The following is a 22,851-nucleotide window of genomic DNA, read 5'->3' as shown; positions in this document are numbered from 1 at the left end:
TTGTACCTGGTTCAGTGCGGTTGCAGCACGGGTGCGCTACAAACATAACATTAGAATAATAACATGCACGGGAATTCAAGTCAAGTTGTTTCTTTTCAATTGCTCATATATCCTTCGATATCTTCTGAATCGAAACACGCTGATATTTTGCAAACATAAAAAAACCGCAAGACTTATTAAAAGTGCAGTTTCAGGCAATCCTGTCAGTAACACAGCAACACCAACAATTAGAAAACCGATTGAGAACAATAGAAATGCGGTTTGATCGAAGTACCGGCTTTCTTCACGTTCAGTCAAAGCGAGTAATGCCTGTCCGCCATCTAGTGGCAAAATAGGAAGTAAGTTCACGAGTAGTATCAATAATTGAATACGGATCACATCCATTGAACCCGGAAACGGTACCGTCAAGGCTACTATCAGTAACAGCGTTGTTGCAATCGGTCCACCAAGTGCCAACAGCACACGTACCGAACGTGAATGGTCATCACGTCCGGCAATTTCCAATTCCCCTCCATAAGGCAGAATTGTTATTGAACGGACGCGCATTCCATTCACTTTTGCCACTACTAAATGTCCGGCTTCGTGAATAAGTAGCGAACCGAAAACAACTGCGTATGCAGCGAGACCGCCCATTACAGCTAGCAAAATGAAGACCGGCAGCAGGATTGGATGCAGCCGGAACCTCAAGGGCTTTCTTCCGAAAAGAACGCGGGCAATAACGTCGAGTCAAGCACCAGTCCGTCCCGCTTCACTTTTAAATACATCGTTCCTTCTTCCATTACTGCGAGCGTGTCCCCTTTGTGAATAGCCGTATATGGCAACTTTGCAAATGAGCCAACGAATCCGTAAGTAACTTCATCCCCATTGTCATATTGTACCGTGAGCGTTTTACCCGATTGTCTCGTGAATCCTGTAAATACAATGAGACCACTTCCTCTAGCCGCAATTGGAAGCGGTTCAGGATATGAGAGAATCACTCCCGTTTTATACGGTTGCATCGATTCATACGCAGCAAATGGATCGACAGCTTTAACGTCCCCGCTCACTTGGATCATTCCAGAATCCTCAGAGTCTATCATCGACGCTACCCATTTTTTCATCGTTACAAAGTCTTGACCTGTTGAAATATATTGGGTGACAGGTTGCTCCATTACGCCGAGGCGCTCTAGTTTAGCAACCCCAAGGATTGAAACCGTAAATACGAGCGCTAAGATCCATTTCGTCTTCCCTCTCACACGTACACCCCCTTTTTTTCAGTATATGAAGCAAGACTCCTGAATAGTCGGGTTAGCACGGGTTTAGTATGCATTCGGGACAGACATTTAAACAGAAAAATATAAACCATTAAAAAATCCCCTGCGCCAATTGGACAGAGGATGGTGAGTATTATTTTGTGAATAATAATTTCAACTTGCTGAAGAATCCAGGTTTTCCGGTATCTACCGACATGAGCGGCACGGATTCACCTAATATTCTACGCGCAATATTACGATATCCAAGTGCGGCAGGATTATTCGGATCCATCACTACCGGTTCTCCCCGATTGGAAGAAGAAATGACATTTTCATCATCCAATACAATGCCAAGCAAATCAATTGAAAGATGAGAAGTAATATCATTGACATCCAGCGTATCGCCTGAATTGATGAGATTGCGACGAATCCGGTTAATAATGAGCTTCGGCGGCTCAATATCTTCTTGTTCCAGTAACCCGATGATTCGATCTGCATCACGCACCGCTGAAATTTCAGGTGTTGTCACAACAATCGCACGGTCTGCACCTGCTACTGCATTTTTGTACCCTTGCTCAATACCTGCAGGACAATCAATCAAAATGTAATCATAGTCACGTTTCAACTCAGTGATCAAGTCTTTCATCTGTTCCGGCGTGACAGCGTTTTTGTCGGTCGTCTGCGCAGCAGGCAGTAAGAATAACCGATCTTCGAACCGCTTGTCCTTGACGAGCGCTTGCTGGATTCTGCAACGACCTTCAATGACATCAACCAAATCGTAAATAATACGATTCTCAAGGCCAAGAATGACGTCTAAATTTCTCAATCCAATATCTGTATCGACTAGACAAACTTTCTTACCTTGAAGGGCCAATGCAGTACCGAGGTTTGCTGACGAAGTAGTCTTTCCGACTCCGCCTTTCCCAGATGTTATAACTATAGCTTCTCCCACATTAGCACCCCCCTTTAAATGTTGACAGACCCGGTCGCAATAGCCTTAAATCTTGCAGACGGTCAATGGCGATAACTCCATTCGTATGCAAGTATGCGCATTCCATTTCAGGATGCTCAGACAAAATTGCAAGCTCATCTGTCATTGTTTCCATTTGGTCAGCAATCATTAGGTGTGTCGCTTCCAACCACGAAGCCGCAATAACCGCTTCACGATTGCCAGCGTTCCCCGCATGCGCTTTCCCTTTCAATCTACCAAGTATATAAATGCTTCCCGCAGCAGAGACGTGTCCATTTGGATTCACATCCCCAATGACGACCAAATCCCCCTTGGCACGGACTTCCTGACCGGAACGCACAATACCAATATACGTTTCCGACTGGCGTTCTTGCACGCGTTGGTTGCATTCTTCCATCGTGATTACATCACTTTGAATCTTTGAAACACGTAAATGCCCAGCAGATTGGACAATTTGAATAATCTCTTTTGCTGCTTGGTCACTGCAGTAACGTGACCCCGTATGGATTTGCACTTCGACAGCGCCTTCAAGACCAGGATCCTGTGCTTTCTTGCCTAACTCCTCCAAGAGATCTGAATAGGCGCATTGATCGTCAAGCCGCAGGATGAGTCCATCTTTGGTCCCTTTAATCGTTACTACTTGCTGTTTCGACACTTGCGTCACCCCGCCCTATGCGAAAATTACATACCGGCTTGCTTCTCTACGACTCGTTTGTAAACCAGGTTTTTAAATAACCAGCCAAACAAAATAATGAATATCAAGTTAGCGATCACTGTCGGTACGAGTCTCGCTGTCATAAATACTTCCATACTAATTGACGTAAGTCCAATCAGACTAGCGAATAGATACGACATTGTTTCTAACAACACGACCATAAAAAGAGACAAGAGCATAACAGTCCCGGTAGACCGATGAACTTGACGGATGATCACAAAAGCTAAGAAACAAATCAGCGGATAGAGAAACGTATATATACCAATAATATCAATGTGATACATATCATACAAGAGCCCAAAGAATAAACCATAGAGAACTGCCTTGCGAAGATCATAATAGGAAGCAATAAATACTAAGTAAACAATGACGAACCTCGGAACGAGTGTATAGCGAACATCACCCAGTTCGATTGGTGAAAACAGACTGAAAACTGGTTCCAGAAAAAACAGAACGACAGCAATAAGAGGGATGATGAACCTAGTCATGATCCATCCTCTCCCTCTGTTGCTGACGTTCCAGGGTCATCTGTCCCTTTAAAGGTTGCAGACTGTCTTTTTGCGATCATGACATGATCAAGCATCGAGAATTCAGCAGCCGGACGTACGTAGGCCAACTTCGTGAGTCCGTAATCATCAGTGGATACTTCCGTCACTTCTCCAATTAGAAGACCCTTCGGGAAAATACCACCTAGGCCGGAAGACATTACTTTTTGACCCTTTTTCACATCAAAACCGGAATCGATCCGTTTCATAATCAATTCGCCGCGTTCGGGATCGTATCCTTCCATCAAACCAAAAATATCTTTTTTTCCTGGAATCATTGCGGATACACGGAAATTCTGGTTTTCAGTCGACAACAATTCGACAGTGGAAGTGAACTTCGTCACGAGGACAACTTTTCCGACAAGTCCATTCGCTGTCAACACAGCCATGTTGAGTTTGATACCCTGACTTTCACCTTTATCGACGATAATTTTCTCTTCCCATTGATCGGGATTCCGTGAAATGACAGTTGCTTGAATAGGATCATACGCACGTAGATCATCTTTTTTATCGATAATCTTCCGCAAACGCTCATTCTCTTCTTTAATATCCCCTAATTCCACTTCGGTTGAAGCATACTCGGTCAGACGGGCTTTCAATGTCTTGTTTTCTTCATATGTATTCAAAATCCCATCAATGTCATCGAAAAATCCGGTAATGGAATGAGCCGGTTTGGAAAATAGAGATTGTCCAAAACCGACGGCATCCTTTACTATCTTTTCAGGGAGGTTGGCGCTTTGCCGGTCTTTAAGAGAAAAAGCTATCAATGCCACCAGGACAATTACGCCCACGAGCAGTAAAATTAAACGTTTGTTCGAAAAAAATCGCGGCATTGCCGATATCCTCCCTCAATTATTTCGCTTGCATTTTTTTAATGACGTCAAAATTATCAAGTGCTTTACCTGTACCAATCGCAACACAATCCAATGGATCTTCTGCGATGAACACCGGCATATTCGTTTCATCAGAAATCACCTTGTCCAAGTTGCGCAAGAGTGCACCACCGCCTGTTAAGACGATTCCGCGTTCCATCACATCAGCAGACAATTCTGGAGGGGTAGTTTCTAATGTCTTCTTAACACCGTCGATAATTTGCAGAATCGACTCACGTAATGCTTCAGCAATTTCTTCCTGAGAAATTTCAAGTGTTTTCGGTAGACCTGTTAACAAGTCACGACCACGGATTTCCATCTTCTCAGATGCCTCAAGAACACTAGCAGAACCAATTTCAATCTTAATGGCTTCAGCTGTACGTTCACCGATCGTCAGGTTATATGTTTTACGGATATAGCTGATAATCGCTGCGTCCATCGTATCACCACCGACACGAATCGACTCACTTGTCACGATTCCTCCTAAAGAAATCACCGCAACTTCAGTTGTACCTCCACCAATATCAACAACCATACTACCAGTAGGTTCCCAAACAGGTAGATTCGCTCCAATTGCAGCTGCAAATGGCTCTTCAATTGTAAATGCTTCTTTTGCTCCTGCTTGACGAGCTGCGTCAATGACCGCACGTTGTTCAACAGAAGTAATTCCATAAGGCACACAAACCATGACATTCGGTTTTTTCCATGCGCCACCTGAAGCCTTTGTCGCTTCTTTCATATAATGCTCGATCATTGCTGTCGTAATGTCGAAGTCAGCAATAACTCCGTCTTTCATTGGGCGTGTTGCAACGATCGAACCTGGCGTACGGCCGATCATATTTTTCGCAGCACTACCAACTGCCACGATTTCATTTGTCATCGTATTTTTCGCAACTACGGAAGGTTCCCGTAGAACAATCCCTTTTCCTTTGATGAAAACCAACGTATTGGCGGTGCCGAGGTCAATCCCGACATCTCTCGCTCCTAGTCCAAACAAATTCGTTCTTCCTTTCTGCAGTACCGTTTTATGAGGCTTCTTAAAAGCATACACCATAGTATAACGGAAAGGCGAACAAATTCACAGTGTCACATGTATCCCTTTTCTTTAAGGGATATAAAGCGCTGGTCTCCGATGATAATATGATCCAAAAGATCGATTCCCATGAGCTCCCCCGCCTCAGCCAGTCGCTTCGTCACTTCAATGTCTTCAGGAGATGGTGTTGCATTACCTGAAGGATGATTATGAGCAACGACTAAAGATGCAGCAGAACGTTTTACAGCTTCACGGAAAATTTCCCGTGGATGCACGATCGATGAATTCAAACTACCTATGAAAATCGTCTGCTTATGCAGCACTTCGTTTTTCACGTTCAGAAACAACACAACAAAATGTTCTTGCGTCAATTTCGACATATCCGTCATCAAGTAGGCTGCAGCATCTTCCGGTGACTTGATGGCATAGCGACCGTCTTGTGCAACCGAATAGATCCGTTTGCCAAGTTCAGCAGCCGCCATGATTTGCACCGCTTTTGCGTCTCCCACACCTTTGACGGCTGTCAATTCTTCAATCGTGACGTCCCGTAAATCTTGGATTTTATCAAACTCGGATAACAACTTATTCGCAAGGACCAGTACGGATTCTTCTCTTGATCCTGTCCGCAGTAAAATCGCAACGAGCTCCTGATTGGACAAACTGGATGCACCTTGACGCGTCATTCGTTCACGCGGTCTGTCTGCGAAATGGATATCCCGAATCATCAACGTATCTTTATAATCCGCCGGCATCAGCGCTCGTCCCCTTTCACCCAAATCAGACCCCGCGCACGCATTGCGTCTGCAAGTTCTGCAATAGGGAGACCAACGACGTTTTCGTAATCGCCTGTAATTTCCGCGACTAATAACCCGCCTGCTGTTTGAATGCCGTAGCCACCTGCTTTGTCTAGCGGGTCACCAGATGTTGCGTATGCTTGAATAAGTGCGTGATCTAAAGTCCGAAATGTCACTTCGGTACTGGATGTAAAACTGGTGACCGCACCGTCTCTTAAAAGTGTGACGCCGGTTATGACACTGTGAGTTCGTCCCGAAAGCTCTTGTAGAAATTCCGCCGCTTGAGTAACGGATTTCGGCTTCGGGAACACCTTTCCGTCTAACGCGACCACCGTATCGGCTCCAATTACTAGAGTCCCTGGATGGTCTTCGTATATAGCGGACGCCTTAATGGACGACAAAGCTTGCGCATAAGTTTCCGGCTTTTCACCATTTTCTATCGGACGTTCTTCCATGGTGCTTGCATGGACCGTAAACGGGACTCCTAATCGTGCAAGTAACTCTTTTCTTCTTGGCGAAGCAGAAGCTAGAATAATTGTTTCATTTGTCTCAAAAAACATACGTATATGCCCCCTTTTGCACATCATACGACAATGTGATCCAGAAGAAAATTGTGCAAAAAACTGCATAATATGAATTCGGCACCCTTTTAGCTATCAAAAATCAAGTTTGACACACTCACCCGTTTCGGAATAATGGGCTAGCACATGCATTTTGATAACATTTAAGTCGTCTGTAAATGCGGTGATGGCGGCTATATTACTGGTGAACGTATCTTTTTTCCCCTCACCTGCTGTCTGTTTACGTGAAGCGACCAAATCCTGAATTTCGGAAATTTTCGAAGCACCCAACACACTTCTCAATAACTCTCCTTCTCCACTGTCACACGCTAGTGGTGAAACGGTCACTTGTTTACGGAATGCACCGTCTTCCCCAGCAGGATCTGCATCCATTTCTGATAGACCCAATGCACTCCATACATAAAATTGGTCCCCTGCATGGACCGCTGCTGCTTTCGCTAAATTTTCATCCGATATGAACGACGTTGCAGAAGCTTTTGAAGAAAACACCCCATGTTGTTTTGCATACATTGGTATCGGCGCCCCAGCAGCCGCTGCGTCAGGCTTCTTTTCATCTTTCTTCCCATCTGTTTGACCCGATGCCGGACCATTGGCAGGCACTCCGACATTAGGCGATGCGGCACTTTCTGGCTTATCCGTTTTTAAAAGAATAAACCCGACAATCGCCACTGCCGCAATACCTAACAGCACTCCTTGTCCGAGCGCAAGCATAATTGTCATTTTCGAATACTTTTTCTTGAAGTTCATAACAATCCCCCCAGTTTCATTAACCGTACCAAAAGGGACATGAAAAAGAACAAGACTGGTGTCGTCTTGTTCTAGAAAATTGTTCGACTTAAGTAAACAGCGTCAGATACCATCCGACAAGGGCATTGCCATAAAAATAACTGATGACCGCTGCAACTGCGATGGAAGGTCCAAAAGGTACTGGAGTTTTCCGACCTTGACGCGTTCGGCGGAGGTGGATAATCCCAACGATAGAACCGATTAAAGCGGCTAGGAACAACGTAAACAACGTTAGTTTCGTACCGAGGACAAGTCCGATGACGAAAAATAGTTTAATATCCCCACCGCCCATGCCGCCTTTCGACACAATCGCGATAAGGAATAGCACTAGGAACCCGACTGCCGCTCCTAGAAAACTATCCCACCACGGTTCTAGCCTGCTTACAACACGTAATAGAGCGATTGCAATACCAAAAGGCAATAGGATTTTGTTAGGAATTAACATATAGGCGACATCTGAAACTGTAATAATGACCAGCATCGAGATGAAGAGAAGTGCCACTGCCAGTTCGATCGAAAACCCTAAATAATAGAATTCTAGAGCGAATAAACACCCCGTAATGAGTTCCATCAACGGATAAATCGGACTAATTTTAGTTCCACACCCCCGACATTTCCCACTCAAAAATACGAACGAAACGACAGGGATCAAATCGAGTCCTGTCAAACGGCGATCGCAAATTGTACAATGCGAAGGCGGGGATACAATCGATTGCTTTTTCGGAACACGCAAACCGACTACATTGTAAAACGAGCCAAATACCAAACCGTAAATGAAGAAAAAACCTGTCCAGACAGCCGTCATTCGTCTTCACCTGCACGAGTTGTCGGATCTTCCTTCCCTGCAGGCATTGGTGCGTCTAGTTTCGGCACTTCTGGAACTAGTTCTAGAAGATCAGGACGATAGAATGCTTGGAATGTAACCGTTAGTTCGATGGGTTCTTTTTCAGCAGCTGCTTCTCTCACCTCTTCAGGCGTATCGAGTTCAATCGATTGTACGACAAATATACGTTCCGTCGCTTCTACTTCTCGAATGAATCTATCTATCTCCTCATAAGAAGCCGCTGTGAGTTCGACTTCGACGGTCAGTTGTTTAAGAGCAAGCGCAGGATCTTCAGTAGCGGTATCCAGTTGGTCAGAAGATTCTACGGATGTTCCACCCAGTTCATCTTGAGCAAAGTTCACATTGTTAATCAATGCTTTCGATTTCACTTCCGCCTTTTCAAGTTGGACGAGCAATAGGTCTTCAAGGGGTAGCACAGGGACTTTCCGTTGCATCATACGGGAACTGCTGGACTGTTCAACCGGTTTCGCAGCTACCTGGCGTTGCAACCCAAAGAGCACTTCCCGCTGGTCCACAAGTGCAGTAACTGCCCGCGTATTCTCTTCTTTTGCTGGCGCATAGAGCTGGAACCAGCTATAACTGATGAGCAAGGCAAAGAAGATAACCGCGAGAACGAGAAGGGCGATGTCTTTCTGACGTTTAGTTAGACTCCGCATCGGATCCCTCCTCTTCCGGAACAGTGGATTCACTGTCGTCTACGTTTTCTGAAGGTGGAGCGATTTCGTTAGCTGGCGCCTCACTATTTTCTGCTGTGTCACTTGGAACTGGAGGTGCCGCACCATCAATCATTTGGCGTCCATCAGTAAAGAAAATCGTGTATGTCGCAAGGTAACGTGGTAGCCAATTGCTGGCAGTACCTTCTTCCTGATCGATTTCTTCCGATTCAATCGATTCAATCGATGCAGTCTCAACAAATTCAGAAGACAACATACGAGTTAAGTAGTAAGCAGCTTCCGTCTTATCATCAAACTGGATTTCCACGGTCGCTTGGTGAGGTGCCGCAAATGCGAATGAACGGAAAAACCCGCGTCGTGGAAGTTGCGAAACCAAGTCTTCCAGCAGTGGCGCAGTTTCATAACGATAGTCTTCAACCCACTGGACACTAGCTTCAAGCTGATCATGCGATTGAGCTGTATCAGAACGGTTCAATCGTTCGGTCAACTCGGATTGTGTCAGCTGAAGTTTCTCTAACTGTGTATCCAACCGCTCTGTATCCGAAGTTACATTTCGAGTGAGTAAAAAGAAAATGAGCCAGAAAAGAAGGGCTGCGCCGAGAAACGCAAGCGCAACGTAAAGGAGGCCAGAGCGCTCCTTCTCCTTTTCTGGCAATAGGTTAATGTCGACTAGCATGGTGCACCTCTTTCAGCGCCAATCCGATTGTCCGATTGAACGACGCAGGAACTATCCCGCCATCTGTGAATTTAAGTGGTTCTGGTAACAAGGGTCCCGCGATCACGTTTAAACGGCCAGATACTTGCATTAGCAATTCATCCAATTCCGCGTATTCCCCATTTACGAGCAAATGCGTAATCGTCGCGCCGCCATTCCACATATTATAACGATAGAAATTGACGAGTTTTTCGAGCTCCTGAACAATTGCACGCGGAGACAGCGTATGGGAATCCGTCGTGAGTTCAGTTGCTGATACATCCAGTTCAGTAGCATTCTCTAAGTCAACAGGACGCATAAACTGCGGATAATGTTGATGGAAAATCGATACAACAAGTTTCCCCGCAGTAAGATCAGCAAAGAGAACATGCTCATCACCTGTGAAGTGATGCTTTTCATGCGCCAGCCGGTAAAGCGCAAGCGGTGCAATATCTGCAACGAGAGGTTCGAACTTCGCATCGGTTAACGCAGTTTCGTACCCCTGGAGAACGCTTTCCTTAGAAGCAATTAGAATGGCTTCATGGGCATCTTCATTCGGCAAGTACGGCACAACGTCAAAAACCGGATCATCGAACGGCAAATAGATCGACGACCCGATTTCTATGAAAAAGTGCCCTTTTAATTCGTCTTCTAGTACGTCTTCCGGGTACGGCACTTTCCGGATCATTACATATGTATCAGGCGCGAGAAACTGGACACTGCGTTTCGCAATGCCCCATTCCTTTGCAAGCCCGTCTAGTACAGTTGCCAATCCAGCCGAATCCACCACACGACCATCGTGAATCGTGCTTGGAGGCAACGGTATTTCTACCGCTTCTTCCACTGTTAACAGTTCTCCCGCTTTCAGCTTTACGTAGCGGACGGCGTCTTCTTCAATTGTAAGTGAGATGGGCCGCTTTGGGCGGGAGAATGGGAATGGCATGGGTTGGCTCCTTTAAAGTTAATCAGTTAATTTGTTTCTTTATTAAAAGTTACATTGGCTTTGTCTTTAAGTTGATCCTTAGTAATTCCTGTCGTAACAGAAGCAGTTGTTTTACCATTTTTTGCAGTAAACACAATTTCCATCGGAGTTTTTGTTGTTCCGCTTGTAGTAGATTGAGTGACAGTGGCTGTAAGCAAGCTACCAGCGGAATCCAAAAATTCTTTTTCAAGTTCAGCAAGTTCAACGGTTTTCTCTTCCGGATTTTCAACAAAGTACAAATTCGCTGCTTCCATTGCATTTGAAGCATCTGCAAGAATTGCTTTTTGTCTTGAATTCTCAATAATACTACCAATCGATGGTATAGCAATAGCCGCAATAATCCCCAAAATAACAATAACTGCGAGTAGCTCGACGAGTGTCAAACCTTTTTCATTTTTCAACTTTTTCTGCAAAAACTTCTTCATTTGTTTTCCTCCTTAGTGTACGTGCTTTCTTACTTGTTGTCAGTATACCAAAAGTTCTGGTTGTGTGGAACTATTATTCTACTAATTTATGAAATTTTAATGGACGTTAAGTTGTAGTTGTTACATATTATCTATCTCGTTAAATAGGCTGAACATCGGCAATAAAATTGCGAGGACAATAGTCCCGACTAGTCCTGCTAATAGCACAATCATAATTGGCTCTATGAGTGCCTTCAGACGTTCAGTAGATGCATCGACTTCGCTTTCATAGAAGTCCGCAACTTTCGCAAGCATTGCGTCCAAAGACCCTGTTTGCTCTCCGATTGCAATCATATGGGGAATGAGTGGTGGAAACGCCCAGTGCCCTTCCATCGGTTCAGTGAGTGACCCGCCTCTTTCCAATGATTCACGTGACTTTACAAGCACTTTCCGAACAACTTCATTTTCGATTACTTTTTCTGTCATTGAAATTGATTGCAATATCGGTACTGAACTCGAGAATAGCGAACTCAGCGTTCGAGTTAACGTTGCCAGTACAGATTTTTTGACAATATCTCCGAAGATCGGCAACCGAAGTAATATCGTGTCGAGCATCATTTTTCCAGCAGGATTATTTCGGATTAAATAAAAAGCAAGCGCAATCACAGCAGCTGTCATCACAATTACATACCAATAAGACAGTGCAAAATCACTTGCACTCATGACAAATCGAGTTAACAACGGTAATTCTCCACCCACGCTCGCAAACAAATCTACGAACATCGGAACGACAAACGTCAGTAAGAAAATGACAACTCCAATCGCTACAATTCCCACAACTACTGGATATGACAGTGCAGACAACACTTTTTGACGTGTCTTGTATGCTTTTTCATAGTGAATCGCAAGCCTGTCCAGCGCATCATCCAATGTACCTGACAACTCACCGGCTTTAATCATATTCACTACGAGCGGTTCGAACGCTTTCGGATGCTTTGCGAACGAATCGGATAAGGATCCACCTGTCCTTAAGTCTTCATTTACCTCCATCAAGATCTTCTTAAACTGTTTTCCTTCAACTTGTAATGCTAGAATCCGAATTGCCTCGACGATGGTTACTCCTGCCCGAAGCAGTGTAGAAAACTGTCGCAAAAACATGATGAAGTGCTGGCGTTTCACCGGTTTTCCAATTTGTATTTCTTTTGTGAGTGTTGTTTCTGCTTGCTCCGTTAAGTTTTTCACACGAATCCCTTCGCGTTTCAACTTTACCGCTGCATCTCTTTTATTATCCGCTACTACGATACCTGACCGGACCGACTTAGCATCTCGTCCGTCGTATTTAAAACGGGCCACGATTAAGATTCCTCCTGCAGGTATGGCTCAGCGACATCATAACTGATCACTCCGCCATCTAATAGCTCTTTAATAGACGTGCTCATCATATGCATCCCAGCTGCTCGATTCGTTTGAATGACGTTCGGGATCTGATGAACCTTTTCTGATCGGATCAAGTTTGCGATTGCAGCATTTTTAATCATCAGTTCCGTCACAGCTCGTCTACCTGAGCGATCCTTAGTTGGTAACAGCCTTTGAGATAACACTGCAGTTAACACACCCGCGAGCTGGACACGAATTTGAGCTTGTTGGCCATGAGGGAACACGTCAATAATCCGGTCGATTGTCGATGCAGCACTCCACGTATGAAGTGTAGCCAGTACTAGATGCCCGGTTTCTGCAGCTGTAATCGCAGTTGAAATCGTCTCCAAATCCCGCATCTCACCCACAAGAATGACGTCTGGATCTTGACGCAATGCAGCACGCAGACCATCTGCGAACGAATCTGTGTCAAAACCGACTTCCCGTTGGTCGATGAGACTCGAACCATGACTATGCATATACTCGATCGGGTCTTCTAGCGTTAAAATATGCTTTCTTGAGGCCTGATTTAAATAGTCAATCATCGATGCTAACGTTGTGGACTTACCCGATCCCGTCGGTCCAGTCACAAGAATAAGCCCTTGCTTTGTGTCTGCCAGAGATTTTAAGATACCTGGCATTTGCAAAGACTCAATTGTCGGGATATCTGTAGGAATTGTACGGAACGCTAGTGATGTCACACCGCGCTGCTGGAACGCATTCACACGAAATCGTGCAACGTTCGGAACTTCATACGAATAGTCAATCTGACCTTGTTCCCTAAATGCAGTGAATAACTTATCAGGAACTGTTGCTTCTGCGACGCCCATTGTAAACTGTTCATCTAAATCATCACTCCCAAAACGCTTCAAATCACCATTAATCCGAAAGACCGGTGGAGAGTCAATCGTCATGTGAATGTCAGAGGCATGAAGTTCAACCGCTTTCGTCAGTAACTCATCGATCTGTTGTTTCATCATGATTTCCCTCCTCATTCAGGCAACGCAACGCGGAGTACTTCTTCCGTTGTTGTTAGCCCTTGTATCACTTTATCCAGTCCATCATCGATTAAAAAGATCGTTCCACTGTTGACCGCAGCTTCACGCATTCTAGCAGGAGTTGCATTACTGTTAATCAATTCACGCATGGCATCGTCAATTAGCAATACTTCGTGAATTGCAACGCGTCCTCGATAGCCGGTCATATTACAAGCAGCACACCCTGATCCCCGGTTAATATCCGTAATAGTCATTCCGCGTTTCGAAAAAATCTCCTGCTCCCGTTCCGATGCAGGCATTTTCTTCCCACAATCCCTACACACTTTTCGAATGAGACGTTGCGCCACTACTGCGTTGAGAGATGCCGTAACCAGAAACGGTTCCACACCCATATCGAGCAAGCGAGTGATAGATGCAACGGAATCGTTCGTGTGGATTGTACTGAGTACTAAGTGTCCTGTCAGAGAAGCTCTTATTGCAATCTCCACCGTATCCCGATCTCGTATCTCACCAACCATGACAATGTCGGGATCTTGACGCAAAATTGACCGTAACCCTGTGGCGAATGTCAACCCAACGTTCTGATTCACTTGGATTTGATTCACACCAGAAAGCTGGTATTCCACGGGATCTTCAACGGTAATAATGTTGACTTCTTCGTTGTTCAATTTATTGAGCGCCGCATACAGCGTAGATGATTTACCAGACCCCGTCGGTCCAGAAATGAGCACAATGCCGTTCGGTCGATTGATTTCTTCCAAAAAACGTTCCAAGTTCAGTGGATTGAATCCGAGTTTTTTCAAATCGCTTAGAGAACTACTTAAGTCCAATATTCGCATGACGATTTTTTCGCCGAAAATAGTCGGTAATGTCGAAACCCGCAAGTCGATTGGTCGGAAATCGATCGTTGTCTTAATTCGTCCATCCTGCGGTAAACGCTGTTCTGTAATATCCAAATTTGCGAGAATCTTAATCCGCGCCGTTAACATGCCTTGCATATGCTTAGGAAGAACACGTTCCGTTTTCAACATGCCGTCCAATCGATAACGGATTACGAGTTCATTTTCTTGAGGGTCCAAATGGATATCACTCGCTTTTTGGGCAACAGCAGATACCATCAACTGGTTCACCAAACGAACAATAGGGGAATCGAGGTCTGTCAATTCTTCTTGCTGTTTCGTTTCTTCTGGTTGATCAATGAAGATGTCTTCAAATGATTCGTCTTCATAATACTTGGAAATCGTCCGTAAAATATCATCCTTTGAAGCGATAGCCGTTTCAATATGAAAACCGGTTGATAAGCGCAGATCTTCAATCGTCAAATAGTCCATAGGGTCGCTCATCGCAACAAATAATCGATCACCATCTGCTTTTAAAGGAACCAGCAAGTTCCGCTTTGCGAAATCCTTGGGCACAATATTGAATAATTTTGGATCAAACGGATAACGGAACAAATTGATATGAGGAATCCCAAGTTGGAATTCCAATACTTCAATGAGTTGTTGTTCTGTAATATAACCCCGCCCCAGCAATGCATCGCCGAGACGCTGATCCCTTGGCTTTTCCGCTAATGCCATGTCGAGCTGAGCATCTGTAATAAGCCCTGACTCGACCAATAAATCCCCTAATCTTTTACGTGGTGCAGCCATTGAAAATCCCCCTCCAAACCGGGTGTTACTTGATCAAATTACCGCCTTTGTCGTACAAATAGTCATCATCACCAGGCATCGGTGTCGTCTTACCATCATCCGGTTCTGCAGAATCACCTGGATTTTTAGATGGTTTGTTACTTCCTGAAGGTTTCTCACCATTCGAAGAATCTCCACTTGAATCTGGCTTGTTACTCGCATCATTTCCTGGACTCGAATTACCATTGTCCGATGAGGAATCCGAATTATTCCCCACTCCATTGTTCTGAGTGGGATCAGCTCCGGGTTCACTTCCCGAATTCGTATTAGCTTCAACTAACGGCCGTTGTTCGACCCTGGAAACCGGCGGGTAAAAATCTTCTGATACGGGTTCAGTAGTTAGCAATGATCCATCTTCAGTGATTTTACGCTGCACAATAATTTCGAATCCGTCCGAACCAGGATCAGCAATGCGGACTTGTCCACGTGATAAATCTTCACTATAGTGAACAACAGTCTTGGGGTTGAATCGATTCGTTTCCGCCACGTATGGCTTGTATTCATAACGCAGAGGCATACCTTCAATAGCAATGTTTAATGATCCACTTTCCCACTTAGCCCGCAGTGTATATGACGTGTAATTGGGGTTCGTCATCACGTAATCTAAGCCCAGTTGTGCATTAATTGCCGATTCAAATCCAGCTTCCACGCCCTGTGTCAGTGCACGACGTATTGTACGATCTTCAATCCAGAAGTTTGTCTGTAAGGAAGCACGATACAGAGTCGACGCGAGGATCGTGAGTTCATCTTCGTCTAATAATCCAGGCTGTGTAGTGTCGATGAATTCAAGAAGAGAAAATGGGGTTTTCGGCACGATTTCGCTTCCGTCTAACTCACTGATTAAATCAAGCATAGAAGCAGTAAAACCCTCAACTTTTGTAGAGGCTGATGCAATTTCAGTAGTTGTTTGTGTCGATTCAAGATAGTCAGTCAAAATAATTGTTTGTGGCATGATTCCTGATTCTAACTTCTCACTGATCCCCATTGCGAGCGCGTGGACTTCGGAATTACTGAAAGACAGCATCGGTAATTGTTGCTTCAGCACCGTCTGAAGTCCATCCTCTGAAACCGTTGCGATTAGGGAATTCTCCGCTTCAGATGTAGCTTGTTCGATGGTAGCGGAAGGATTGTAATGGACTAATTCAGGAGGTAATGGGATTGTCGCATCTTGATAGAGTAATTCTGCTTGCAACTTATCCTGCATTCCTAATAGATCGGATCTCAATTTAATGACTGCTTCTTTGTCTGTCTGTTTAGACAAGTTAAAAGGACCTGCATATGTATGTTCTCCAAATCGTTTACCAAAGAGTAGGTTATCCGCAGCAAACGTTCCTGCAGACGCGAGTCCAAAAAACAATAAAGAAGCGCCCAAGATGCTAATAAAATACGTTATAACCGTTCGATTCCCCATGTTCTGGACGCCTCCCTTTTAAATTTGTTGATAAGTAAAATCATATTATTTCGCTTCATAGCGCTTCGCAAGTAAAACTGCCATTGCAAAGGACATCGCTAGAATAACGAGCATCGCGTACCATAATGACATCGTCTTGGAAACTAGCATTGCTAGGAAAGCTGTAGATGTTCCGAGGAGGACAATCCAGTGAGCAATAGATGGCAAGCGACCTGATCCGGTAAGCCAAAATACGACCGCATAAGTTATCAATGCAATTATGAGTAGTAGTATATATGGTGTCATGTGGTACCCCCGTTAATTTATTGATACGAAACGTCGATAGATGGGGACGGCCATTTAATACCCGTCTCCGGAGTTGGTGCAGAGATAACTGAACATCTTTTATTAAATTCATCAAGTGAAAGTTGCTTGATTTGCAAACTTGGCGTCCCTCCTCCAAAGTATGCAAAAGCTCCGACATGATATATGTAGCTAGAAGAAGAAACACTCACTTTTTTATCTATTTGTAAAGAACCTGCTACACACACTTTAGAATTATCCTTGATTTTCATTTGATTCCCGCTCATGTGCAATGCACCACCTACAAAAAGCATAGAATCTTCTATTTCAACTTCCCCTCTAAGTGCCGCGCTACCTTTAACAATCATCTTTGAGTCTTCCAGCTCAAACTCTTTTGCAACATTAAGGGATCCACCTATTTCCACATAGGAATCTTCCACTTCCAAATCGTCTTTAGCGTTCAAAGATCCGCCAATTTTTAAAGTAGAATCTTCAATATCAATTTCATCGATTGCTTCCACATCATTTTTAATAAAAACTTGTGAATCTTCGATTTCAATTTTTTCTCCAACATATACGGATCCTTCAACAGCTAGAAAGGAATCTTCTACTTCAAGATCACCTTTTTCAATTCTCAAATTGCCTTTTACATATACTTTGGAGTCTTCGATTTCGAAGTCTTGGTCTTTTGTATACGTATAGCCATTAGGGAAATAGATAGTGGAGTCTTCGATTTCTTTTACTTTTTCATTTTGAATAAAACAATTTCCATCTTCTATTTTAGACTTATCAGGACAGGTGGTTGAAGAAGGATTACTTGGATAACTCCAATCCCCTATTCCTGTATTAGTATTACCACCATTATCAGCAGGATCAAATGAAGGAATCATAAAAGTTTGTTTAAATGCAAGAGTGTTTATTTGTGTAGTGGATAGATCTCTTCCGATTACATTGCCAATTACTAACACTGAAATTCCATTTCCCTGTATTCGAATGTCTATAGGTTTTTTTTCATTCAGTTCAAATATAAAAACACTTTTTTCAGCTGGCAAGCTTTTTGATGTTTCCGAAAACCTCTTATCAACTAGATATCCTTTTAACAATTCAGCAGAGTACTTCCTTGTTTTAAGATAATCTTCCGGCGTTGCGTTTCTAATTTTGCCTTTATTATCAATTAATAGTGATTGTAAATAAGTTTTTGCCTGTTCTTCAATAATTTTCACTTTGTTAAAGTATTCATTGCTATAAAGCGTTTTATAATAATCTACTCCGGCTTCAGCAGCTACCACCGTTAAGTGACTATTATCGACTACTTTCTCTTGTTTTGCATTACTAATGCTACCTCTTAGGAATACCGCTGCAAAAGTGGTGATGAACACTATCAGAAGCAAAACGATTAATAATGCATATCCACGTTCGTTTTTCGTATGCTGCATATGCTTCCAGCCTTTCTCACTCACTTTTATACCTTGTTATTTCTGTAGGCACTGTAACGGTTAACTTAGGATTCGTTAAGTCTGTCACTTCAAGATTGAACCGTGTATTGCCCTTTTTGGGTTGAATTTTTCTATTCATAAAAGGTCCGTACTTAAATTCATTTCCTAAAATCTCTTTAAAAGCTGGTTGATCCTCACAGTTAGTAATAGTGATTTCATGTTCTTCAATATTGAGGTTATAACATTCCCTAACGCGATGTTCTCGTTGAAGCTTAGTTATAACCGCATTCGCTTCTTGCTGTAATTGTAATTTTGTAGTTTCTACTGAATTATGTTTCATACTAATGCTCATTGTCGTCCAAATAATTCCTGTTACGAGAGAGATTAATACTAAAACAGCAAGTAATTCAACAAGAGTCATACCTGACTGATTGTCTTTCATAATTGAATGCCCCTTAAAGTTACTTCACTTGGATATATCCAAACGATTCGCTGATGATCCTATCATCTTTCATCAGCTTTACGTGCAACTTATGTAATCTGACAACGCCTGGTTTTAGTTCCGAGGTTATAGGTGGTCCTTCATCAGGAGTTTTTTTAATCTTTATTATCGCATTCGGTGCATTATCCGGTGTCTCTGTCCACCAATCTCCGTCACTCTTAAATCGTGCTTCAGATAAAACAGTTTCCTTCCATTTCATATCCTTATATTCCTCCAGCACAATCCGTGCCTCATTCATAGTCTCCAACTTCGTTTCAGTTCTATTATTAAAAAGAGTCATTTGAGGAAATATCGTCATAAATGCAACAAAAACAATGCCTAATATCACAAGTGATGCGAGAATTTCAACTAAAGTCAGTCCAGACTCATCAGTGGTTTTCCTTTTACTCACTAATTCTCACACCCCTTTTCGTTCCTTTTTCCTAACTCTAGCATAACGGAGTGAACCTTTGAGTTCAATAGGGTTGTAAACATAAATGTTACAAAAAAAGACTGCCATGGCAGCCTTTACGTCAAGTTATTTCCTTTTAGATTTTCAGCGGTTCCGACAGTTCTCCTTCATATACACCGACTCGATTTCTTCCTGCCTGCTTCCCTCCGATATAAAGAGCACGATCTGCATTTCTAAGCAAGCTACTATCTGATTGTGTATCTTCTGGTATTGAAGAAACCCCTAGGCTTACAGTCAACTTGATACCGATTGTCAAGTTTTCATCGGATAAGTCCGGCTTGATCATAAACGTGTACGCTTCGACCTCTTTACGAATTCGTTCAGCAAGAGAAACGGCTTCCTCTTTTGTGAAATCAGGAAGGAGTAAGACAAATTCTTCTCCACCGTAACGAGCCAGTGTCCGTCCATCTGTCTCGTACATTTTTAGAATTTGCGCGAATGTACATAAGATGTCATTCCCGCTCTGATGTCCATATGTATCATTAATAGATTTGAAATGATCGATGTCTAAAATGATGGCAGAAAGACTTGAAATCTCTTGTTCATGGAAGAGACTAAGTTCATCACTAAGTTTCTTTGTTAAATAACGGAAATTGTAAAGATTAGTGAGACCGCACTTTTCACTCTTTTCTATCGTCCGTTCATAGTGAAATGCTTTCAATATCGAGGTTTCAAAATACCCGGTCAGCAAATCAATCATTTTTTTATCTAATTCTTCAAAGAAATTTTTCCTGAAAGAAGTCATAAGCAAATAGCCTTCTAAGTTTCCTGCCCGAATAATAGGAGCGACCATAACACTTTGGACAGCTGTACTAAATTGAAGGTGTTCGAGCTTCTTAACTTCCTTGCTCGACCCATATATCTTAATTATATTTGGTGATAATGTGGGAATCGCTTCATTATTATAATTGAAAAACTGAGGTTCCTTTGAGACGATACCAGCTTCTGAACACGCTAACATTTCAAACTGAATACCCTTACGAATATCAAGTATATACGCTTGGTCATAATTTACAACACCACGAATCTTTTCCGTGAAAATTCTAATAACTTCGCCTGTACTAAGACTTTCAGTTAGTTCATGGCCAATTTCAACAGCTGAAGAAAGTTTCTTGTTAAATTCACCAGAAAATGCATACCTGCGAACAATTAAGAGGATGAGTAAAAAAGGTACACCCAGCAATAATACGGAGAGTTCACCTAGTTGGTATGTGAGCAAACTGTATGCGACAGCTAAAGGCAATACGACCATTGTCGTCGCAAAATCCCACAGCGCTACTTGTCGAAATTTCTCAGTTGATGATCTTTCCATTTTCATAATGCTATATAAAACCAAGCTGTTAATGACGGAATATGAGATGGCATACACGGTTGCCGCTAATAAGAAGCTCCATGGTCCCATTTCACCGATTCTTCCTCCCGCAAAATGAAAAGAAAACGCACTTAATACGGATACGATTGCAAACATAAGTGAATTCGTTGTGAACCTGTAAAACGCCGGCAAACTGGACTTTTGGATCACAAGTAAGATAAGGATAGCAAGCTGCATGAATATCATTTCGGCAAAAAGACCGTATTGAAAAAACACTACGAAAATTATCCATCTTTCCAATGAAATACTTATAGAAAATAGTTGGAAAGAAACGCTCGTCGCTATAATTAACATGATAAAATTGAACAAAATAAACCAAATGTCAATTTCTTTAAATGGAAACAAATTATATACTACAAACAGCGTAGTAGGCACCACTAATAGCCAGAGTAAAAAAGCTATCCACTGCTTACGTGGATTTATCAGCATTCTGCAACCTCCTTCCACCACAATCTTACTTCACATAGCCGCCAACTCGATTACGCCCAGCCTGCTTTGCTCCAATATAGAGGGCTCGATCTGCATTGCGCAATAGTGTCATGGCTTCATCTGTATCTTGCGGGGCAGCCGATACCCCTACACTCGAAGTTAATTCAACTTGTTTTTCATTAATTATACAAGCTAAATCATTCTCCACGCGCATCTTTGTTTGTTGAATTTCAATCCGTAATGCTTCCGCAAATTCAAGTGCTGCTTCCTTTGTATAATCCGGTAAAATGTAAACAAACTCTTCCCCACCGTATCTGGCAACGATCGAGCCCTCAGGACACTTGTTTTGTAATAGGTTAGCGAACTGTTGCAAGATTAGATTTCCACTTTCGTGTCCATATGTATCATTTACATCTTTAAAATGATCAATATCCAACATAACAACTGCAACATGTTTATGAATTCCGCGACTCAGGAAAGCCATCTCGCTTTCTAATCGCTGTTCTAGAAAGCGATAATTATAGAGCCCCGTCAATGCACATCGGTTACTTTCCTGTTCCGCATGTTCGATATAAACTGCTTTCTCAACCGCCACAATAAAATACGAACTCAGCAGATCCAGTACATTCAAATGGAAGTCTTTAAAAGCATCTTTCTTCTTACTTCCCAATAAAAGCACTCCGACAATTCCCTGATGTCGGATTAGCGGGATGCATAATAGACTTTCGATTTCTTCTGGAACAGGTGTAATCGTTTGTTGAATCCACTGCTCACGTCTTGAGTATAGAAAACTATGCTTGTCCGATAAAATTCTACCTGCGATTCCTTCACCTTTCGCTAAACGAACTTGAGGCACATTTACTTTTTTACCTTTCTCAAAAAAATGTGTAGGTTCCAACCACCCATCATAGTGATCGAACAAATATACATAGTCAGCTTCAAATAATGCTGCCGTTTTTGTCATGAATTCTTCAATTACCGATTCTTCAGTTGTCATCTTAGCGAGCTGCTGACCAATCTTCCCAGCAGATTGAATATAAGCATTTAAATCATCGGTTTGCCGATTCATCCTTAGTAAAAGTGTCATGAAGAAAAATGGAATTCCAACTAGCAGATAGCCGATGACTCCATAATGGAAAAGTATAAAATATAATGCCAGAGCGAGCGGTACAGCTATAATCATTCGGAAGTAATGTAACAACGTTTCTTTTACAGTATCGAGTCTCATCCTATTCGTGATGATCCCATATAGCTTAAAAATCCAATCATATCCTACTGAATAGACCAATTGATAGACCAATACACCAAAAACTAATGATCCGAAAGCCATTTCGCCGATTTCTGCTCCAGTCATGAAAAAAGCAATCGCAGAACATACAGATAGAACAAAATAGGCTAACGAATTATACAGTAAGCGGAAAAGAATATCCCCGGTTTTTAAACGTGCTAACACTCCTATTGCAATAATCATTTGTGTAATTATTAACTCAGTCGTTAAGCCGTATAGTAAAAACATCGGTAAGGTAAACCAAACAAAAAGTATGACCGGCTTTCTTTTGTATATGATTGGATAATAAATGCTTAGAAAACCTAGTAAAACTGAAAGTCCAACCCATAGCCAATTAACCTCAGGAATTGGCTGGGTAGAAAGAAGATAAACGATGCCGGTCGGCACAACAAGTATCCACAACAACGACAAGAGTAATAACGGCCGGCCATTCAACTTCATGCTCTTCATCC

Annotated in this window: 25 protein-coding genes and 1 other annotated feature (1 of these 26 cut by a window edge); all 25 genes read right to left on the bottom strand. The window is 42.8% G+C overall.

Going from position 1 to position 22,851, the window contains the following annotated elements:
• Positions 1-32, bottom strand: a sequence feature (ribosomal protein L21 leader region) (it extends 43 nt beyond the left edge of the window).
• A gap of 43 nt (positions 33-75) precedes the next feature.
• Positions 76-687 (bottom strand): site-2 protease family protein, encoded by a 612-nt coding sequence (locus DVB69_RS10040; RefSeq protein WP_116018977.1) that lies wholly within the window; start codon positions 685-687, stop codon positions 76-78.
• Positions 684-1,235: a hypothetical protein gene (locus DVB69_RS10035; RefSeq protein ID WP_116018976.1), complete on the bottom strand. Its 552-nt coding sequence runs from the start codon at positions 1,233-1,235 to the stop codon at positions 684-686. The genes DVB69_RS10040 and DVB69_RS10035 overlap by 4 nt, the downstream gene beginning before the upstream one ends.
• Before the next feature lie 151 nt (positions 1,236-1,386).
• Positions 1,387-2,184, bottom strand: coding sequence for a septum site-determining protein MinD (gene minD, locus DVB69_RS10030; RefSeq protein WP_116018975.1), 798 nt, complete (start codon positions 2,182-2,184; stop codon positions 1,387-1,389).
• A 1-nt stretch (position 2,185) separates the two neighbouring features.
• Positions 2,186-2,857: a septum site-determining protein MinC gene (locus tag DVB69_RS10025; RefSeq protein ID WP_116018974.1), complete on the bottom strand. Its 672-nt coding sequence runs from the start codon at positions 2,855-2,857 to the stop codon at positions 2,186-2,188.
• 26 nt (positions 2,858-2,883) lie between these two features.
• On the bottom strand, positions 2,884-3,405 hold the full coding sequence (gene mreD / locus DVB69_RS10020) for a rod shape-determining protein MreD (RefSeq protein WP_116018973.1): 522 nt from the start codon (positions 3,403-3,405) through the stop codon (positions 2,884-2,886).
• Positions 3,402-4,295: a rod shape-determining protein MreC gene (gene mreC, locus DVB69_RS10015; RefSeq protein ID WP_116018972.1), complete on the bottom strand. Its 894-nt coding sequence runs from the start codon at positions 4,293-4,295 to the stop codon at positions 3,402-3,404. The genes mreD and mreC overlap by 4 nt, the downstream gene beginning before the upstream one ends.
• A 19-nt stretch (positions 4,296-4,314) precedes the next feature.
• Positions 4,315-5,331 carry a rod shape-determining protein gene (locus DVB69_RS10010; protein ID WP_116018971.1) on the bottom strand — a complete coding sequence of 339 codons (1,017 nt, stop codon included), beginning with the start codon at positions 5,329-5,331 and terminating at the stop codon, positions 4,315-4,317.
• 89 nt (positions 5,332-5,420) lie between these two features.
• Positions 5,421-6,119 carry a RadC family protein gene (gene radC / locus DVB69_RS10005; protein WP_233505366.1) on the bottom strand — a complete coding sequence of 233 codons (699 nt, stop codon included), beginning with the start codon at positions 6,117-6,119 and terminating at the stop codon, positions 5,421-5,423.
• Positions 6,119-6,721: a Maf family protein gene (locus DVB69_RS10000; protein ID WP_116018970.1), complete on the bottom strand. Its 603-nt coding sequence runs from the start codon at positions 6,719-6,721 to the stop codon at positions 6,119-6,121. Before DVB69_RS10000 ends, radC begins: the two co-directional genes overlap by 1 nt.
• A 96-nt stretch (positions 6,722-6,817) precedes the next feature.
• Positions 6,818-7,489 (bottom strand): hypothetical protein, encoded by a 672-nt coding sequence (locus DVB69_RS09995; RefSeq protein ID WP_116018969.1) that lies wholly within the window; start codon positions 7,487-7,489, stop codon positions 6,818-6,820.
• 88 nt (positions 7,490-7,577) lie between these two features.
• A complete protein-coding gene (locus tag DVB69_RS09990; RefSeq protein ID WP_116018968.1) occupies positions 7,578-8,333 on the bottom strand; it encodes a prepilin peptidase in 756 nt (251 codons plus the stop codon).
• A complete protein-coding gene (locus DVB69_RS09985; protein ID WP_116018967.1) occupies positions 8,330-9,028 on the bottom strand; it encodes a hypothetical protein in 699 nt (232 codons plus the stop codon). The genes DVB69_RS09990 and DVB69_RS09985 overlap by 4 nt, the downstream gene beginning before the upstream one ends.
• On the bottom strand, positions 9,012-9,722 hold the full coding sequence (locus tag DVB69_RS09980) for a hypothetical protein (protein ID WP_116018966.1): 711 nt from the start codon (positions 9,720-9,722) through the stop codon (positions 9,012-9,014). Before DVB69_RS09980 ends, DVB69_RS09985 begins: the two co-directional genes overlap by 17 nt.
• The gene (gene pilM / locus DVB69_RS09975; protein ID WP_116018965.1) at positions 9,706-10,683 is read right to left on the bottom strand and encodes a type IV pilus biogenesis protein PilM; all 978 of its coding nucleotides are present in this window, start codon (positions 10,681-10,683) and stop codon (positions 9,706-9,708) included. Before pilM ends, DVB69_RS09980 begins: the two co-directional genes overlap by 17 nt.
• A gap of 26 nt (positions 10,684-10,709) precedes the next feature.
• Positions 10,710-11,147 carry a prepilin-type N-terminal cleavage/methylation domain-containing protein gene (locus DVB69_RS09970; protein WP_116018964.1) on the bottom strand — a complete coding sequence of 146 codons (438 nt, stop codon included), beginning with the start codon at positions 11,145-11,147 and terminating at the stop codon, positions 10,710-10,712.
• 120 nt (positions 11,148-11,267) lie between these two features.
• Positions 11,268-12,479: a type II secretion system F family protein gene (locus DVB69_RS09965; RefSeq protein WP_116018963.1), complete on the bottom strand. Its 1,212-nt coding sequence runs from the start codon at positions 12,477-12,479 to the stop codon at positions 11,268-11,270.
• 2 nt (positions 12,480-12,481) lie between these two features.
• A complete protein-coding gene (locus tag DVB69_RS09960) occupies positions 12,482-13,519 on the bottom strand; it encodes a type IV pilus twitching motility protein PilT (RefSeq protein WP_116019263.1) in 1,038 nt (345 codons plus the stop codon).
• 14 nt (positions 13,520-13,533) lie between these two features.
• On the bottom strand, positions 13,534-15,189 hold the full coding sequence (locus DVB69_RS09955) for a GspE/PulE family protein (RefSeq protein WP_116018962.1): 1,656 nt from the start codon (positions 15,187-15,189) through the stop codon (positions 13,534-13,536).
• 25 nt (positions 15,190-15,214) lie between these two features.
• Complete coding sequence (locus DVB69_RS09950) at positions 15,215-16,639, bottom strand: G5 domain-containing protein (protein WP_116018961.1); 1,425 nt, start codon at positions 16,637-16,639, stop codon at positions 15,215-15,217.
• 45 nt (positions 16,640-16,684) lie between these two features.
• Positions 16,685-16,924 (bottom strand): hypothetical protein, encoded by a 240-nt coding sequence (locus DVB69_RS09945; RefSeq protein WP_116018960.1) that lies wholly within the window; start codon positions 16,922-16,924, stop codon positions 16,685-16,687.
• 17 nt (positions 16,925-16,941) lie between these two features.
• Positions 16,942-18,381, bottom strand: a complete 1,440-nt coding sequence (locus tag DVB69_RS09940; protein ID WP_116018959.1) for a hypothetical protein — start codon at positions 18,379-18,381, stop codon at positions 16,942-16,944.
• A complete protein-coding gene (locus DVB69_RS09935) occupies positions 18,374-18,799 on the bottom strand; it encodes a prepilin-type N-terminal cleavage/methylation domain-containing protein (protein WP_116018958.1) in 426 nt (141 codons plus the stop codon). The genes DVB69_RS09940 and DVB69_RS09935 overlap by 8 nt, the downstream gene beginning before the upstream one ends.
• Before the next feature lie 19 nt (positions 18,800-18,818).
• Positions 18,819-19,250, bottom strand: a complete 432-nt coding sequence (locus tag DVB69_RS09930) for a PulJ/GspJ family protein (protein ID WP_116018957.1) — start codon at positions 19,248-19,250, stop codon at positions 18,819-18,821.
• Between the two features lie 136 nt (positions 19,251-19,386).
• Complete coding sequence (locus DVB69_RS09925) at positions 19,387-21,111, bottom strand: sensor domain-containing diguanylate cyclase (protein ID WP_116018956.1); 1,725 nt, start codon at positions 21,109-21,111, stop codon at positions 19,387-19,389.
• 25 nt (positions 21,112-21,136) lie between these two features.
• Complete coding sequence (locus tag DVB69_RS09920) at positions 21,137-22,840, bottom strand: sensor domain-containing diguanylate cyclase (RefSeq protein ID WP_158541074.1); 1,704 nt, start codon at positions 22,838-22,840, stop codon at positions 21,137-21,139.
• Between the last annotated feature and the right edge of the window lie 11 nt (positions 22,841-22,851).

This window comes from Sporosarcina sp. BI001-red, from assembly GCF_003384035.1.
Taxonomy (GTDB): domain Bacteria; phylum Bacillota; class Bacilli; order Bacillales_A; family Planococcaceae; genus Sporosarcina.
This window is presented reverse-complemented; position numbering and strand designations above follow the sequence as displayed.

Excerpts from the sequence above, each read along its gene's own strand:
- DVB69_RS09995 (WP_116018969.1), bottom strand. The coding sequence starts at position 7,489 with ATGAACTTCAAGAAAAAGTATTCGAAAATGACAATTATGCTTGCGCTC.
- DVB69_RS09985 (WP_116018967.1), bottom strand. The coding sequence starts at position 9,028 with ATGCGGAGTCTAACTAAACGTCAGAAAGACATCGCCCTTCTCGTTCTC.
- pilM (WP_116018965.1), bottom strand. The coding sequence starts at position 10,683 with ATGCCATTCCCATTCTCCCGCCCAAAGCGGCCCATCTCACTTACAATT.
- mreC (WP_116018972.1), bottom strand. The coding sequence starts at position 4,295 with ATGCCGCGATTTTTTTCGAACAAACGTTTAATTTTACTGCTCGTGGGC.
- DVB69_RS09980 (WP_116018966.1), bottom strand. The coding sequence starts at position 9,722 with ATGCTAGTCGACATTAACCTATTGCCAGAAAAGGAGAAGGAGCGCTCT.
- DVB69_RS09945 (WP_116018960.1), bottom strand. The coding sequence starts at position 16,924 with ATGACACCATATATACTACTACTCATAATTGCATTGATAACTTATGCG.
- DVB69_RS10000 (WP_116018970.1), bottom strand. The coding sequence starts at position 6,721 with ATGTTTTTTGAGACAAATGAAACAATTATTCTAGCTTCTGCTTCGCCA.
- DVB69_RS09925 (WP_116018956.1), bottom strand. The coding sequence starts at position 21,111 with ATGCTGATAAATCCACGTAAGCAGTGGATAGCTTTTTTACTCTGGCTA.
- DVB69_RS09920 (WP_158541074.1), bottom strand. The coding sequence starts at position 22,840 with ATGAAGTTGAATGGCCGGCCGTTATTACTCTTGTCGTTGTTGTGGATA.
- DVB69_RS09990 (WP_116018968.1), bottom strand. The coding sequence starts at position 8,333 with ATGACGGCTGTCTGGACAGGTTTTTTCTTCATTTACGGTTTGGTATTT.
- DVB69_RS09955 (WP_116018962.1), bottom strand. The coding sequence starts at position 15,189 with ATGGCTGCACCACGTAAAAGATTAGGGGATTTATTGGTCGAGTCAGGG.
- mreD (WP_116018973.1), bottom strand. The coding sequence starts at position 3,405 with ATGACTAGGTTCATCATCCCTCTTATTGCTGTCGTTCTGTTTTTTCTG.
- DVB69_RS09935 (WP_116018958.1), bottom strand. The coding sequence starts at position 18,799 with ATGAAAGACAATCAGTCAGGTATGACTCTTGTTGAATTACTTGCTGTT.
- radC (WP_233505366.1), bottom strand. The coding sequence starts at position 6,119 with ATGCCGGCGGATTATAAAGATACGTTGATGATTCGGGATATCCATTTC.
- DVB69_RS09960 (WP_116019263.1), bottom strand. The coding sequence starts at position 13,519 with ATGAAACAACAGATCGATGAGTTACTGACGAAAGCGGTTGAACTTCAT.
- DVB69_RS09950 (WP_116018961.1), bottom strand. The coding sequence starts at position 16,639 with ATGGGGAATCGAACGGTTATAACGTATTTTATTAGCATCTTGGGCGCT.
- DVB69_RS09970 (WP_116018964.1), bottom strand. The coding sequence starts at position 11,147 with ATGAAGAAGTTTTTGCAGAAAAAGTTGAAAAATGAAAAAGGTTTGACA.